This is a genomic window from Flavobacterium aquidurense, from assembly GCF_031458035.1.
Classification (GTDB): Bacteria; Bacteroidota; Bacteroidia; order Flavobacteriales; family Flavobacteriaceae; genus Flavobacterium; species Flavobacterium aquidurense_C.
This window is the reverse complement of sequence record NZ_JAVDXR010000001.1, coordinates 96,474-113,087: the sequence shown is the minus strand read 5'-3', so window position 1 is coordinate 113,087 and position 16,614 is coordinate 96,474. Positions and strand designations below refer to the sequence as shown.

The 16,614-nt window shown below is 33.5% G+C and carries 8 protein-coding genes; 3 read left to right on the top strand and 5 right to left on the bottom strand.

Going from position 1 to position 16,614, the window contains the following annotated elements; genetic code table 11:
• The 4 genes from pdhA to porU all read right to left on the bottom strand — a co-directional run bounded on the left by pdhA (position 1) and on the right by porU (position 6,794).
• Positions 1-999 (bottom strand): pyruvate dehydrogenase (acetyl-transferring) E1 component subunit alpha, encoded by a 999-nt coding sequence (pdhA, locus tag J2X17_RS00440; RefSeq protein ID WP_134147759.1) that lies wholly within the window; start codon positions 997-999, stop codon positions 1-3.
• Between the two features lie 157 nt (positions 1,000-1,156).
• Positions 1,157-1,639 carry a cytidine deaminase gene (gene cdd, locus J2X17_RS00435; protein WP_310293652.1) on the bottom strand — a complete coding sequence of 161 codons (483 nt, stop codon included), beginning with the start codon at positions 1,637-1,639 and terminating at the stop codon, positions 1,157-1,159.
• Between the two features lie 74 nt (positions 1,640-1,713).
• Positions 1,714-2,916, bottom strand: a complete 1,203-nt coding sequence (gene porV, locus J2X17_RS00430) for a type IX secretion system outer membrane channel protein PorV (protein WP_310293650.1) — start codon at positions 2,914-2,916, stop codon at positions 1,714-1,716.
• A 41-nt stretch (positions 2,917-2,957) separates the two neighbouring features.
• The gene (porU, locus tag J2X17_RS00425) at positions 2,958-6,794 is read right to left on the bottom strand and encodes a type IX secretion system sortase PorU (protein ID WP_310293649.1); all 3,837 of its coding nucleotides are present in this window, start codon (positions 6,792-6,794) and stop codon (positions 2,958-2,960) included.
• 214 nt (positions 6,795-7,008) lie between these two features.
• Here porU and gldJ point away from each other — a divergent pair, with 214 nt between their 5' ends.
• Both gldJ and J2X17_RS00415 read left to right on the top strand, forming a co-directional pair.
• Positions 7,009-8,694 carry a gliding motility lipoprotein GldJ gene (gene gldJ / locus J2X17_RS00420; protein WP_310293648.1) on the top strand — a complete coding sequence of 562 codons (1,686 nt, stop codon included), beginning with the start codon at positions 7,009-7,011 and terminating at the stop codon, positions 8,692-8,694.
• 116 nt (positions 8,695-8,810) lie between these two features.
• Positions 8,811-10,094 (top strand): UDP-N-acetylmuramoyl-tripeptide--D-alanyl-D-alanine ligase, encoded by a 1,284-nt coding sequence (locus tag J2X17_RS00415; protein WP_310293647.1) that lies wholly within the window; start codon positions 8,811-8,813, stop codon positions 10,092-10,094.
• Positions 10,095-10,152: 58 nt separating this feature from the next.
• Here the strand turns inward: J2X17_RS00415 and J2X17_RS00410 are convergent, their stop codons facing one another.
• Entirely contained in the window at positions 10,153-13,032 is a 2,880-nt protein-coding gene (locus tag J2X17_RS00410; protein WP_310293646.1) for a helix-turn-helix and ligand-binding sensor domain-containing protein, read from the bottom strand.
• Between the two features lie 342 nt (positions 13,033-13,374).
• On the opposite strand from J2X17_RS00410, the gene J2X17_RS00405 reads away from it, so the two are divergent.
• Entirely contained in the window at positions 13,375-16,602 is a 3,228-nt protein-coding gene (locus J2X17_RS00405) for a SusC/RagA family TonB-linked outer membrane protein (RefSeq protein WP_310293645.1), read from the top strand.
• The last annotated feature ends 12 nt before the right edge of the window (positions 16,603-16,614 follow it).

Below are 16,614 nucleotides of genomic sequence, written 5' to 3'. Positions count from 1 at the left end.
TTATAGTTTATGAGGTGTAAATGGATAGTCTTCTTGTGCGTATACTACATCGTATAATTGTTGTAATTCAGGATATGGAGATTCTTCAGCGAATTTCACACATTCTTCAACCAAATCTTTAACTCTTTGATCAATTACTTCAATTTCTTCTTCTGTAGCATATTTTTGATCCATAATTACATCTAAAACCTGAGTAATAGGGTCAATTTTCTTGTATTCTTCAACCTCTTCTTTCGAACGGTATAATTGTGCATCAGACATAGAGTGTCCTCTGTAACGGTACGTTTTCATTTCAAGGAAAGTTGGTCCGTCTCCACGACGAGCTCTTTCAATTGCTTCAGTCATTGCTTCAGCAACTTTTACAGGGTTCATTCCGTCAACAGGTCCACAAGGCATTTCGTAACCTAAACCAAGTTTCCAGATGTCAGTATGATTTGCAGTTCTTTCAACAGAAGTTCCCATTGCGTAACCGTTGTTTTCAACGATAAATACAACCGGAAGTTTCCATAGCATCGCCATGTTAAAAGCTTCGTGTAATGAACCTTGTCTGGCAGCTCCATCACCAAAGTAAGTCATGGTTACACCTCCAGTTTCAAAATATTTATCAGCAAAAGCTAAACCAGCTCCTACCGGAATTTGTCCACCTACGATTCCGTGACCTCCGTAAAAACGGTGTTCTTTAGAGAAAATGTGCATAGAACCTCCCATACCTTTAGAAGTTCCTGTTGCTTTTCCTAAAAGTTCAGCCATTACGCGTCTAGGATCAACTCCCATACCAATTGGCTGTACGTGGTTTCTGTAAGCAGTAATCATTTTGTCTTTGGTCAAATCCATAGCGTGCAAAGCGCCCGCTAATACAGCTTCCTGACCATTATATAAGTGTAGAAAACCTCTAACTTTTTGTTGAATGTATAATGCTGCAAGTTTGTCTTCAAACTTTCTCCAAAGCAGCATGTCTTCGTACCACTTTAAATATACTTCTTTTGTAACTTCTTTCATCTGAATTCTTTCTTTTGCTAAAGTTGTTTGTGTTATCAATTGTTGCCTATAACGCAAAATAGTTTCCTCCCACAAATTTGCGCCCGAAAGGTCGGGATGCAAAAATAAGACATTAGATTTAAGAACTAAAATTTAAACGCTACTTTTTGGCTTTTTTTTACAAGAACTTTTTGTCAAACATAAATGGGAGCAGATTTTTTAGGGATGCCGATTTGTAAACTTCGCCAATTTCGCCCATAAAATAGATTTCTATAGGGGTATCCTGTTTAATTTCGTATTCAGCAATTGATTGTCTGCAAGAACCACACGGCGGAATAGGAGCCATGGTTTGATTGTTGTCTGAAGCAGCGGTAATGGCCATTTTTAGGATTTTAGCCTCAGGATAAATACTTCCTGCATGAAAAATTGCCACTCTTTCGGCACATAAGCCTGAAGGATAGGCTGCATTTTCCTGATTTGATCCTAAAACTATTTTACCATTATCTAAAAGTAAAGCAGCTCCAACTCTAAATTGAGAATAAGGAGCGTATGCTTTTTTGCGAATTTCAACAGCCTGTTGCATTAAATCCTGAATTTCTTCTGAAAGTTCTTTTAAACTATCATAAACTATAAATGATGATGTAATACTTATTTCTTTCATTGTTTTTATGGGAAAAAAAATCCAAATTCCTAAAAATAGAAATTTGGATTGTTATTGTTTTTTATTTTTTAGCTTTAATAAACTTCATATTTGTCGCCAAAGTTAAAGGTTAAAGAAAAACGAAGCGTATTTTCTAATGGATTTTTTACGTTTGATGCTGAAAATAAGTATGAAACATCAACTTTAACTACATTGTATTTAAAACCCGCTCCTAATGAGAAAAATTTTCTTGCACCTTTTTCAGGGCTTTCATGAAAATATCCTAATCGCATCGAAAAGGCATCCTGATATGTATATTCGGCTGCTGCGCTATAGGTAATCTCCTTTAATTCTTCACTAAAACCGTCGGGAGCATCTCCAAATGATTTAAACATTCCTTCAAACCAACCAATACTATTATAGTTATTGTAGTTTGTAGTGTTTGCTTCCTCTTGCGTAATGTCTTCCGGATCGGTAAAATCACCGTCTCCATTTGTGTCTACCGGTGTTCCTGGTCCCGGAGGAGTTGGTACTAATAGTTTAGTAAATTCCAGACTAACGCCAACTTTATTGTAATCGTCTAAAATAAAATCGAAACCTCCTCCTACTCTTAGGTTTGCAGGCAAGAAGTTTGAGCTTAAGTCATCATTATCATAACTTATTTTCGGGCCCATGTTCTGAAAATTGAAACCAGCTCTCCATCTTCCGTTAAAACTGTTGTATGCAATTTCTTCTGATTGATAAAATCCTGCAACGTCTACAGCAAAAGAGCTTGCAGATGAAGCATCCGTGTATTCTGATGGGAATTTTAGATTAGAATTAATAAAACGAGCAGCAACTGCCATAGAGAATGTTTCGCTTAATTTTAAGGAATATGATCCATCAATAGCAAGTTCGCTTGGTTTTAATGTTGTTGTTGGTTCGTTTGGGTCTGAGGTAAAGCGTTGTTCAATATCTCCAAAACCGAAATATCGAATACTACCGGCAAAGGCACTTCGGTCATCTATTTTATTATAATAAGTTAATTGCGCCAATGCTATATCATTAGCTATGTCGCTTAAATAAGGAGTGTAACTGATTGAAAAACCTTGCTTGTCAACTGAAAATGCATATTTTGCCGGATTCCATTGCTGAGAGAATACATCGGCAGAAGTTGCAACACCCTGATCTCCCAAACCGGCTGCACGTGCATCAGCAGCTACTAATAAAAAAGGAACTCCGGTTGTAATAGTTCGATCTTGGGCTTTTGCGTATGAAACAATTAAAAAACAAATTAATAGTAGGGTTATTTTTTTCATTTATGAAATAATGGTAATTTATTGTACAAATATATATATTATTATAGGATGACAAGCTTTTCAAACTTTTCTGCCTTTTTATTTGTCAAATTAGATTTGACCGTGAGCTTATAAATATAAACCCCTTTTCCTATTCGATCGCCAAAGTCATCTTTTCCATCCCAGGTTATTTCTCTTGATAAAAAACCTTCCGTTGTAATGATTTGATTTTTGGTCCAGACTACTTTTCCTGTTATTGTCATTACCTGAACCTGTACATCTAATGGTTCGTAAGGTCTGTTGTGTGAAAACCAAAATTGTGTATAGGTTGAAAATGGATTTGGGTAATTAAGAACGTGTGTTAATGTTAATGATTCGTCACCGACTACAACAAACTGTATTTCGCTTGTCACCGGATTATTGTAAACATCCCAGGCGGTAAAACTTATTGTATGTATTCCTGCTGATAAATTTCGTAGGGGAAAACGTAAATTACCATTGGTGTAATCGTCTAATTTTGTTTGATAATAATCATTCAAAATATAAGGATTACTTACATCGCCATCTAAAATTGCAACTATATCATGTCCAATTCCGCTTGCGGTATTTATTCCATTTTCATCTTCTAATAGGGCTAGTAAGAATGGTGAGCTATTGGTAATGCCGCCTGAAACAAAAGTTTCGTCGTTCATATATAACTTCACTTTTGGACTAATATTGTCCTGAGGTGCATTTTCATTTATTCCTCCTATTTTAATAACGTTACTGAAGCCGGATTGGTTTTCTAAAGATTGGTTTTTTTTCGAATAAAAGCTGATTTTGCCATAATCAACAGGAATTCTGATGTCTCTTGGTACAATAAAACTAAATTCAAACTGACCATTAGTTACCGTTGCATTACCTCTGAAAATGGTTTCGCCCAAGGTCTTAAATGACATTGCCGGGCTATATCCGTCATTATTTAATGTTGATGTTGTAATTAATTTATCAAAAATTGCAGTAGCTAATTCACCATTGTAATTATTTAATAAGGTGTTATTTTCATCAGTAACTTCACCTGTGATCTTAATTTTTGAAAGTGATTTCAGATCGGGGATTGGCTGCGAAATGGGAATATCATTTACTTTGGTTAAATTAATTTGGGGCTTCGGAATTGCCAGCCTTAAAGCAGGATCTCCAATATAAAAAATAACATTACTGGAAGAACTTGGATTTTCGTTTTTTGAAATCCGAAGTGCTTCGGCAATTGTAGTATATTGATTTGAGCCATAAGAAAGCAGGTTCTTACTTAAGTTATCATTGAAGTTTTCTGCATTAAATTGACCGATGGAACGAATGGTGGTTAACATAGAAATGGCTCCTCCTTTTGGATTCCAAAATGTATATTCTCCCGCAGTTGGCCTTGTTGGGTCGTCAAATCTTGAGAATTCGCAGGTAATAGTAATAAATAAAGGATACTTAAATTGATTGTTTAGGTTCTGACCATCTGATTTTTCCCAAATTCGTTCGCTTGCCAAGCCATCTTCGCCTCCATGTCCTAAATAATTAAAGACCAAGGCTCCTTTTTCAAAAGCATCAAAAAAATCACTCCTTGCTTTTGGATATCTGGATCCTCCGGCAGAGGCTTCCTGGGTATAGGAATCTAAAATGATTTTATCAATATTAAAAAAGGGTTTTTGAGTCGAAATAAGATCGGCTAAATTATTCTGGCGCGATTGCAAAGAAGCATCTGAACTTTGGTCTGAATCGTCACTGACTAAAACGAAATTGTTTCGCCAGTTTCCATACGATTTAGTATCGTGATATTCTAAGACTTTGTTAACCATTTCTCCTGCCTGAGCGTTATCTGAAACCAGCATTCTTCCAACGGCAATGTCAATTCCTCCAAAAAATGAAATAACATTTCCTTCATCAGGATCCATAAGTCCGTAAAAATCATCAGAGGCAAAAGAAGATTCTCCAACTGTATTACTATTTAAGGAGTGATATATAGGTACAATATTAGTGTTGTTCGAAATTCGGTCTTTGTAATCAAATGATGCATCTCCAAATAGGTTTACATATTTTATTCTTTTTTCTGGAGAAGAAGCATTTTCATAGATATATTTAATACAATTTCGAATAGCTGAAATGTCTTGTTTTCCCGAAGAAAATTCCTGGTATATGTCTTCTAGTGCAATTACTTTTGTGTTTAAATTAGAATAACTGCGATGGAAGTTGGCTAATTTTTCAGCTTGTGAAACTAAAAACTTTGGAGCTACTATAACATAATCGATGTCCTGAAAGCTGTTTTGAGAATTTTTAAAAAGAGTTCCTTTTAGGTTTTGATTGTTTATTTTAGACTGATTTTCTTTTAATGGAGTTAAATAATCTGCAGGGTCAATAGCGATATATTTTCTGATTTCTCCTAAAGAAGCCTTGAAGCTAAAAGTGGACTGATTTGGGTTTTCTATTTTTGATACATTATATAGGTCTGTTATATCCCAAATTTGACTGATGCCAGCTGCACCACTTAGGGTGTAATTTGCAATTCCGGCAGTTGAACCGGCTAAATTGTATTGAAATTTGAATTGTTTCCCTGTTCCAATAAGTTTTCTTTTGGCAATAATATTGATGTAATCCAGATATCCTTTCGATCCGGGAACGCCATTATTATTATAGGTAAGTTTTATTTTTACACTTTCTGCTCCTGTAAATGTAGTGTTAGCGGGTAAGTTTCCAGTGTAGAATTTAACATCAGAGTTTGATACTAGTGGGTTAAAATTGATACTACCAACGTTTTGTCCGTTTGCGGTAATTGCAAATGAAGTAGGGGTAAAGGCTGCTGAGGCTGCTTTGACTTCAATTTTTACAGGTACTGAGGTTTCAAGATTGGGAAAAATAAATGAAAATTCCTGTTCCTGATTTATGTCAAATGCTTCTCCAAACCACTGTCGGCCTAAATGAGCGATGTTTGTCTGGTCGATTTCATGAAATTGATAGTCATCAAACGTATTTAGCTCTAGTGTCGCATTCGCGGAAGGTTGGTTTAGTGTTTGAATTCGTTTGCCATCACCACCAGTTACAGTAATATAATAGTAGGATTTTGTGCTGAATAAATTGATGTTGGTCTGACTCTCAATATTCCAATTATCAACGGCTTCAGCGTAAAAAAGAATATAATCTTCATTGTTGAAAACACCATCGGATTCGCCAATAATCTGAATACTATTTTCAGTTAAATCATTAGGGTAATAAATGTCGTTCGCCAGCGGAAGCATTTTTCCTCCATTTCCATAGATTTTTATTCTTCTTGGATCTATTTTAGAGGTGTCAAAGCCTAAACTTTGTAAAAAAGATTTTGAGATTTTATAAACGCCTGATTTTTCGACATAAAAGCGATACCAGTCTCCATTCGCTAAAACTGAATTCTGGATAATAGTTAATTTTTGTGTGAAAGAAGTATTGCTGCTTTTTGAAGTGGCATTGTTTAAATTATATGAAAATGATCGAATTCTTTTATAACTATTTCCTTCTTTTATTACTGGAGAAAGCGAAAGAAAAATTTCGGTTTTATCTCTTGAGGAGGCGATTTTTAACGTTTCATTTGGTTTTTCAGGGATGTTTTCAAGCGATAAATTGCCAAGATCAGATAGTGAGATCGATTCGTAAATAACATTTGAGATTTGAACCGAAGAGTTTTTAGAATAATTAGATTCATTCAAATTAAGAAGCAAGGTGATGCTTTTTTTTGAAATTTCATATCTGAAACTGTTCCCGGAAAAGTAGGGAATAATGGTTTTAAAATCGCCAAAACTCATTTCTTTTTTCGGTTGCCAATCTATCGTAAAGTCCTGTTTTGATTGGGGAAATGCCAAAATTGGAATTAGAAAAAAATATAAGATTAGGGCTTGCTTCATAGGATGAAAAACAAAATTATTTTTAATAACATTTTAGTAAGTAAAAATATAGTATTTCATGTTATAGTGAATAATAAAAAGTATATTTTTGCGTTCGTAACTATAGGTTATTTTTCTGGTAAAAAACAGTAAAATAAAATTATTAGAACAGATGTTGCTAATTAAATGTTAATTATTATATTGCAGCACCTAAATTTATCACCTAAGAATGAGTATGAAAGTAAACAAAATTGTAGCCTTGCAATTAATGATGTCAATGGTATTGATGTTAGGCACGGCTAGTTGTAGCAAAAAATCGAGTTCCACTCACGCTTCTCGAGCGACAGGTTGGGACGTAGACAGTCAGAATGGAACTGCTGCTAGAAATGCAGGAAAGAAACAACAGGCTGGTCCTGGTTTGGTTTTTGTTGAAGGAGGTACATTTACTATGGGTAAAGTACAGGATGATGTTATGCACGATTGGAATAACACACCAACTCAACAACACGTTCAGTCATTCTATATGGATGAAACCGAAGTTACGAATGGTATGTACCTAGAATACCTGGAGTGGTTGAAGAAAGTATTTCCTCCTACAGAAGAAAATTACAAAAATATTTACGAAGGAGCATCGCCAGATACTTTAGTGTGGAGAAATCGTTTAGGATACAACGAAACGATGACTAATAACTACTTAAGACATCCTTCATACGCAAACTATCCTGTAGTGGGTGTAAATTGGATTCAGGCAGTTGAATTCAGTAAATGGAGAACAGACCGTGTAAACGAAGCTGTTTTAGAAAAAGACGGATATCTTAAAAAAGGTGCTAAAACACAAGATGTTAGTGCTGAAAGTTTATTTAATACAGAAGCTTATCTTGCATCTCCATCTACAACCTACGGAGGAAATGAAGAGCTTGTATTAAAGAAAAATCCAAACGGAAAAAAACCTAAAGCTGGAAAAGACGGTGTAGTTCCTGAAGAAAAAAATGTGTATGCACAACGTTCTTCCGGAGTTATTTTACCTGAGTACAGACTTCCTACTGAAGCAGAATGGGAATACGCAGCTGCTGCAGATGTTGGACAAAGAGAATACAATATTTATAAAGGACAAAAGAAATATCCTTGGTCCGGAGATTATACACGTTCATCAAAACGTAAAAACAAAGGAGATCAATTGGCTAACTTTAAACAAGGAAACGGTGATTACGGTGGAATTGCAGGTTGGTCTGATGATGGAGCTGATATCACAAACTCTGTAAAAAGTTATGCGCCAAATGATTTCGGATTGTACGATATGGCTGGTAACGTTGCAGAATGGGTTGCCGATGTATACAGACCTATAATTGATAATGAAGCAAATGATTTCAACTACTACAGAGGAAATCAATATGCTAAAAACAAAATCGGTAAAGATGGTAAAATCGAAATTGTTTCTACAGCTAATATAAAATATGATACTTTAAGTAATGGTAAAATTGTAGCAAGAAACCTTCCAGGTGAAATTGCTCAGGTTCCAGTTGACGACCAAGAAACATATTTGAGACAAAACTTTAGTACAAGCGATAACATCAACTATAGAGATGGTGATAAACAATCTTCAAGATATTTTGACTTTGGAGATTCTGAGTCAGGTCCTAAAGCTGATCAGGCAATGTACAACTCTCCTAAGCACAATGTTACAGTAGATAGTTTAGGAAAAATGGTTAGAAAATATGACAGCTCTAGTAAACGTACTACTTTAATCGATGATAAAGTTAGAGTTTATAAAGGAGGTTCTTGGAGAGATAGAGCTTATTGGTTAGATCCGGCTCAAAGAAGATATTTCCCGCAGGATATGGCTACTGACTACATCGGATTTAGATGTGCGATGTCTAGAGTAGGTTCTAAAGCTGAAAAAAGAAAATCACCAAGAAATTAAGTTTTAGAAATTTCAATATTATAATTCCAAATTCCAAAGCTGAATATTTCAGTCTGGAATTTGGAATTTTTTTATGGAATTTTTTCTACATTTATGATCTATTAAAAAATATATAAATGAATATTCAAGACATTCATAATCTCTTTTTACAATGTAAATCTGTATCAATTGACACAAGGAAAATTGAGAAAGGTTCTATGTTTTTTGCCATCAAAGGAGATAATTTTGATGCAAACACTTTTGCTAAAGAAGCTTTGGAATTAGGTGCTTTATTTGTTGTTATTGACAATGAATCTTACTTTATAGATGAAAGAACCATTTTGGTTCAAAATAGTTTAGCAACATTACAGGAATTGGCAAAATTTCATCGCACTTATTTGAAATTACCAATTGTTGCCTTAACGGGTAGTAACGGGAAAACAACAACTAAAGAGCTTATAAATGTGGTTTTGTCTAAAAAATATGTTACAAAAGCTACTGTTGGGAATTTGAACAATCATATTGGAGTTCCTTTGACTTTGTTGTCTTTTACAAAAGAAACTCAGATAGGAATTGTTGAAATGGGTGCTAATCACAAAAAAGAGATTGCGTTTTTATGCGGGATTGCGCAGCCGGATTATGGCTATATAACTAATTTTGGAAAAGCGCATTTAGAGGGTTTCGGTGGTGTTGAAGGTGTAATTGAAGGAAAAAGTGAAATGTACCAATACTTGGCAAAGAACGATAAATTGGCTTTTGTAAACCTTGAAGATCCAATTCAGATTGAGAAGTCGAAATCTATCAGGTCATTTACTTTTGGACTTAATAATGATGTAGCAGATATTAAAATTAATAAAATAAAAGCGAACCCTTTTGTTGAGATTGATTACGAAAGCTTCAGTGTTCAGTCGCATTTAATTGGTTTGTATAACGCTAATAATATAAATGCTGCAGTTGCTATCGGACGCTATTTTGAAGTCGATAATAAGGCTGTAAAAGAAGCAATAGAAAATTATATTCCGGAAAACAACAGATCTCAATTACTAAAAAAAGGATCAAACCAAATTATTCTTGATGCTTATAATGCAAATCCTAGCAGTATGTCGGTGGCAATTGCTAATTTCCTGCAATTGGAAAGTCAGAATAAAATAATGATTTTAGGAGATATGTTCGAACTTGGAAATGAGAGTCAGCAAGAGCATAAAAATCTAGTTGAATTATTATCGAATCAGGATAAATCGGTTTGTTATTTAATTGGAAAAGCGTTTTATGAAAATAAAGCTTTCAATAAAAATATTCAGTTTTTCGAGACTTTCAATGATTTTTCGGATTATCTTAAAACAAGAAATTTTGATAACAATTCGATATTAATAAAAGGCTCCAGAGGAATGGCTTTGGAACGAACATTAGATTATATTTAATTTTTAATTGATGAAATATATAACCCCATTCGTTGATGCGAATGGGGTTTTGTTTGGTTTAAATGCTCATTAAAAAGCCAATTAAATTTTCTTTTTTGTTTAGGCCTAATTTTTTTCTTAAACGATATCTGGCAAGTTCAACTCCTCCGCCCGAGATATTCATAATTTCTGCTATTTCTTTCGTGGACATGTTCATAAGCAGATACGTTGATAAATCTAGTTCACGCGGAGAAATGGTTGGATATTTTTCCTTTAATCGCTTTAGAAACTCAAAGTGAACGTTTTTGATGTGTTTTTCTAAATCTTTCCAACTCTTATCCGTATTAACTTCCTTCACAATGCTTTTGTGTAATTTATTAAATTCGAATTTTGTGGAGTCGTCAAGGATAATAGAATCAATATCTTTAAGCTTGTGAATAATTCCATTTAGCACTTTATTTTTCTTAACAACCTGTAACGAGTTATTCACTAGTTCTTTGTCTTTTGCCAGGATTTTTATTTGAAGCTTGTCGTTCTTTAATTTTTCAATTTCTTTTTCTAGTTCGTGTTGTTCATGTCTGATTTTTGATTCTTTTTCAAGATACAATCTTCGTTGTTCTATAGTTTCGTAATATTTATTTTTTCTTATTTTAAGTTTAATGCGATTCGAAATGATAAAAGTACCTGCCAAAAATACCATACAATATAGTAGGTAGGCTAAATAGTGTCTGTACCATGGCGGTGAAACAGTAAACTGAATTTCGCTGATATTTGACTCTATACCATAACTGTTTTTAGCTTTTAACTTCATGGTATAATTGCCTTCTCTCAAATTTGTATATTCTATAGTAGCGTTTGGTGACCAGTTACGCCAATTATCCTCAAAAGGGATTAGTTTGTACGAATACATTACTTTTTCCTGATTTTCATAGGTTGGGGATGAAAATGTGAATTTGACCCGATTTGAGCTATATGGTAAACTATATGACTTTAAGTTTTGATCTACATTTCCAGTTAGTATTGTGTCGCCAGGAAATGAAAAACTTTCTATAAAAGCCCTTGGTTTTGTTATAAACGAGTTCGGGATTTTAGAATCGTAATGCGTTAATCCATCAGTCAGGCCAATAAAAATGTTGGCCGGATCTACGGTATTAACCGAAATGTATTTGTTTACCAAATTTCCTGTCAGATTTAAAAATGGTGTTTGCTTTCTTGTAAAAGTACCGTTTTGGTTCTTTGTTAATACCCCAAGGGATTCATTAAAAATATACCATAAATTTCCATGAGAATCTTCTATTAATGTGTTTATCAGCGGAATTTCTCGAAATAAGTGGCTAATCTTTTTATCTTCGAAAAAGGTTTCCTGTTCTTTAGAAAATCTAAAAAAGTGATTTTGTGTCTGGATATAAACTTTATTATTTATCGTTTGTATACTTCCAATTCCTCTATATGACTTAGAAATATTTGAATGTTTTTTTACGAAGTCAAATCTTTTTAAATCGTTTGATAATTTCATCTGATAAAGAAATTTGTCCTTCTTGAGCCACAAGTAATTTTCGTCCAGTTCTATAGAAAATGTATTTGTTGTTTCATCAAATCCTTGAACTTGATGTGAATACTCATAGCCTCCATCAGTTTTTTTGAAAACGGTAAAACCGTTATAACTTTCTCCTATTATATAATTGTCATTTAACGGGATTTTTTTAAATCCAAAATACCCTTTAGTATCCAATATTTTGGATACTTTATTTTGGTTTATTACTAATGCTCCACTATTACTTGCGCATATCAATACATTATTTAATACTTGGATATTCCATGCTTGCGAAATTGTTCCTTCTACTCTTTCAAAAGGACTGTCCTTAAAATGGTTTGCAATAGGATGATAAAAAAGCCCCTGATTGGTTGCGACATATAAATTACCGTCATGAACAGTTGAAGAATAAACGGTTCCTAAATTGTAGCTGTAATCAAAATAGGAGAATGGAGAGTTCTCATATATAAAGGTGATTCCATTATCAAGTCCTAACCAAAGATTGTCCTTATTATCGACAAAAGAAGTCAATACAGTATTATTCTGAAGTCCTTTTTGACGATTAAGATGCTGTATAATTTTGCCATTTAGGTCACAGATAATGAACCCGTCTAATACAGAATTTAGTATAATAAACCTCCCTTTTATTATTGAGCCGCCTAATGATGTGTTTTTTTTGATGAAAGCATTGGCGTCAGTATTCCATGGTTCAATTGTTTTGCCATCTGCGGTAAAAAGGCCTTTTTCTAAAGTAGCTATAAGTAGTTTGTCATTGGCGAGAGGAAAAACAGACCAGATTTCTTTGTCGTTGAAAAATGATGTTCCTTTTATTGGTACCAATTTTCGGTTTTTGTATTCAAGTATCCCCAATGATTTATCCTGAAAATAAAGGCGATTTTTCACCAAAAATGAAAATTGAAATTTCGTCGGAGCGTTTACCGATCGTAATTTATTGTTTTTAAGAAAAAAAACTTTGGTGAAAGATTGAAAAATAACTTCATCCTTGAATATATGTATTTTCCATATTAAATTGAAATTCTGCTTGTCAATTTTACTAATTAAATGAGAAAGCGAGTGATACTCTAAGACTCCTTTATCATTGCTTTGAAAGTAACCAAATTCATTATTTCCCCCTACATAAATTCTGCCTGACGAATCGATCTTTAAACTTCTGATTTCGGTTTCTGAAGGTAGTGAATATTTTCGCCAGCTTGATCCGTCAAACTGAATCAATCCATTGTTATTGGCAAAATACATATTTCCATTTTTATCCTGATCGATATCCCAATTTTGTGTCCCACCCTTATATTCTGCTCTTTTATAATTGTTAATATTAGGCAAACCAATACTTTTTACCTGAGCATAATGAGAGGAATGTAAGAGAAAGAATACAACAATGAAAAAAAAATTTTTTGCGAATTTCATAATATTTTTAGTGTATTTTTATTAGAAATGTTTTATAAAGCGATATGTTTTTTGATTTATTATTTGCTTTGGTTTAATTTTTCCAGATTATTTTGAATTTACATCGAAATAGTTAGAATTTTATATTTGTAGTGTTATTTTTTTTAGTTAACATTTTTATAACATTATATTGAGATTTTTAATATATTTATAATCAGGTAATTATAATTTAATTGATGTGTTTTTGTAACATATTAATTTATGTTTTGATGTGTTTTTGTAATGATTTTTAATTGCAAATTGTCAAATTTAACATTATTATTGCATTAAATTACTAATTAATTAACCAAAATTTTTAGAAAAATGAAATTAACAAAATTACTTATTTTTTGTATTTCATCTTTGCTGTTTTCAGTTATCGCAATTGCACAGGATGTTACGGTAAATGGAACTATAAATGATGAAAGTGGATTACCCGTCCCAGGGGCAACAGTTTTAATTAAAGGAACTACTAAAGCTACTGCTTCTGACTTTGATGGGAAATTTCAAATAAATGTTCCTTCTAATGGAACCCTGACAATTAGTTTCGTTGGTTTTGATACAGTCAATGAAATTGTAAATGGTAGAACGAAAGTAAGTATTGTACTTAAGGCAGCGTCTCAAAATTTAAATGAGGTTGTTGTAGTAGGATATGGTACTCAAAAGAAAGGTTTAATCACTGGATCAACCACGAACCTCAAAGGTGAAACACTTAAAGAGTTAAATACAGGATCTGCAATGGAGGCTCTTCAAGGTATCGCACCGGGAGTTAGTGTTACCAGAAACAGTGGTGTACCTGGAGCAGGTACCAGAGTTACGATTCGTGGATTAGGAACTATCGGAAATTCAAATCCATTATATGTCGTAGATGGTATTTCTGTTGGTAATATTGATTATTTGAGTCCTTCTGACATCGAATCTATTGACGTTTTAAAAGATGCGGCATCTGCAGCAATTTACGGTTCCAGAGCGGCTAATGGTGTTGTTTTGGTAACAACTATAAAAGGAAAAAAAGGAAGACCGGCAAAAATTAGTTATGATGGTTATTTCGGAATTCAAAATGTATATAAAAATCTTGACCCATTAGACGCACAGGAATACATGTATATCATGGATGAAGGTATGGTTAATGATGGTTTGGCTCCTAACGATTGGAAAGCGATCCTTTCTAACAATAGCTGGTTAAATGATAAATCTCCAGGATTAGGAACTCAATTGGGAACTGAAATTTGGGATAAACTTAAAAATGGATGGAAAGGAACAAATTGGATTAATGAGATGTCTAAAAAAGATGCTCCAGTTGTTAATCATTCATTAAATATCACTGGGGGAAGTGAAGATATTATCTATTCATTCGGGGTTGCTTATTTTGATCAGGATGGTATCATCGGTGGAAATATTGTAGACGCAGGATTTAAGAGATTGACTACAAGATTGAATACTCAAATGGTTTTGAAAAAGAATGATAGTCATAATATTATTACTGTTGGAGAAAATCTTACGTATACAAATACTCAAAACAGATCAGTTTCTACAGGTAATATTTATGGTAATGACTTGCATAACGCACTTACACAAAACCCATTGCAACCTGCTTTTTGGCAGCCTGCTATTGATAAAAACATCAATGAGTTTGGATATACTCCTACATTAGATGGTTTATCAACAGGACAAACTAATCCTTTGGCAGTAATGTTTTACAGAAGTAACTATAACTACCCTCATGACGGTAAAATTATTGGAAATGCTTTTGTGGAAATTGAGCCTATTAAAGATTTAAAATTCAGATCTGTTTTTGGAGTTGATTCATGGTTTGGTTATAGCAGATCAATGAATCCAACTTATCATTTAGGAAGATTATATGATGATAGTACAGAAGGTGCATCACAAAGTCAATACCAGGGATTAAATACAACCTGGACAAATACAGTTTCTTATTCTAAACAAATTGGAGACCATAGTTTTAATGCTTTGATTGGAACAGAGTTACTTCAAAACGTTGTAAATACTAACATATACGGATCTAGAAATGGTTTAAAATTCCCTGGAGATCCTAAATATGCTTACTTAGATAATACGCTTCCCGTAACTTCAATCAATGATATCAATACTACTGGTTTTGATACAGCTGCTGGTGGCGGAGGTTTAATGTCATATATCGCGAGAGCTCAGTATGATTATAAAGAAAAATACTTATTTTCTGCCACTATTCGTGCTGATGGATCTTCGAATTTTGCTGAAGATAACAGATGGGGTTACTTTCCTTCAGTTTCTGCAGGTTGGGTAATTACAAAAGAAGATTTTATGGCTGGTTCTTCAAACATTCTTAACTCTTTAAAATTAAGAGGAAGCTGGGGACAAAATGGAAATCAATCGGTTGATAATTTTCAATATTCAGCAACTATTTCGAATGTTTTCCCAGGATACTTTTTTGGTGATACAAAACCAGTTTCTGGTTCAACAGCTTACCCTTCAAGAGTTACAAATCCAGATATTTCTTGGGAAGTTTCAGAGCAATTGGACTTTGGATTTGACGCAAGCTTAATTGATTCTAAATTAGGAGTGACTTTTGACTGGTATAAAAAAACAACTAAAGATTGGTTAGTATTAGCTTCTATCGGACAAGCTGCAGGAGCACCAGCACCATACATCAATGGTGGAGATATTCAAAATACAGGTTTTGAATTGTCTGTAAACTGGAGAGATAAAATAGGAGATTTTAAATATGGTGTTACTGTGAGTGGCGCTGCAAACAAAAATAAAATTACTAAAATTGATAATGCAAATGGTGTAATCAATGGATTACAACATTTATTGTCTCAAGGTACTTCAGAAATTTACAGAGCACAGGTTGGATATCCAATTGGAGCATTCTATGGTTTCAAAACAGCAGGTATTTTACAAAATCAACAAGAAGTAAATGAGTACGTTGGACCTACAGGTGCTGCTTACTTTCCAAATCAACGACCAGGTGATGTTCGTTTTGTAGACCAAAACCAGGATGGTGTAATTGATGATAGTGATAAAGTTTTCTTAGGTAATCCAAATCCAGATTTTGAATTAGGGATTCAGTTGAATTTTGAATATAAAAATGTTTATTTGAATACAACTATGGCAGGAAAATTTGGAATGCAGGTAATGCAATCTTACAGATCTTTTGCTGATAATCCGAAACAAAACTATACCTCTGATGTATTTGATCGTTGGCATGGTGAAGGAACTTCAAATAAAATGCCTAGATTAAGTTCTGTTGTGAATCAAAATACAAGTTATATGTCTGATATATTTATGCAAAATGCAGATTATTTGAGAATTAATAACTTAACGGTAGGATATAATTTTAATGAAATATTAAAAGACTTTAAATTTATGTCAAATCTTAAATTTTATGTCGCAGTAAATAACTTGTATACATTTACTAATTACGATGGTATGGATCCTGAAGTTCGTTTCGGGGGAGATAACGAAAAATATGCATGGGCTTCTGGTGTAGATTTAGGTTTATACCCACAAGCAAGAACAGTAATGTTTGGATTAAGTGCTGATTTTTAATATAAACAAATT

Coding starts and splice junctions, on each gene's coding strand:
- gldJ (WP_310293648.1), top strand. CDS start 7,009: ATGAAAGTAAACAAAATTGTAGCCTTGCAATTAATGATGTCAATGGTA.
- cdd (WP_310293652.1), bottom strand. CDS start 1,639: ATGAAAGAAATAAGTATTACATCATCATTTATAGTTTATGATAGTTTA.
- porU (WP_310293649.1), bottom strand. CDS start 6,794: ATGAAGCAAGCCCTAATCTTATATTTTTTTCTAATTCCAATTTTGGCA.
- pdhA (WP_134147759.1), bottom strand. CDS start 999: ATGAAAGAAGTTACAAAAGAAGTATATTTAAAGTGGTACGAAGACATG.
- porV (WP_310293650.1), bottom strand. CDS start 2,916: ATGAAAAAAATAACCCTACTATTAATTTGTTTTTTAATTGTTTCATAC.
- J2X17_RS00405 (WP_310293645.1), top strand. CDS start 13,375: ATGAAATTAACAAAATTACTTATTTTTTGTATTTCATCTTTGCTGTTT.
- J2X17_RS00415 (WP_310293647.1), top strand. CDS start 8,811: ATGAATATTCAAGACATTCATAATCTCTTTTTACAATGTAAATCTGTA.
- J2X17_RS00410 (WP_310293646.1), bottom strand. CDS start 13,032: ATGAAATTCGCAAAAAATTTTTTTTTCATTGTTGTATTCTTTCTCTTA.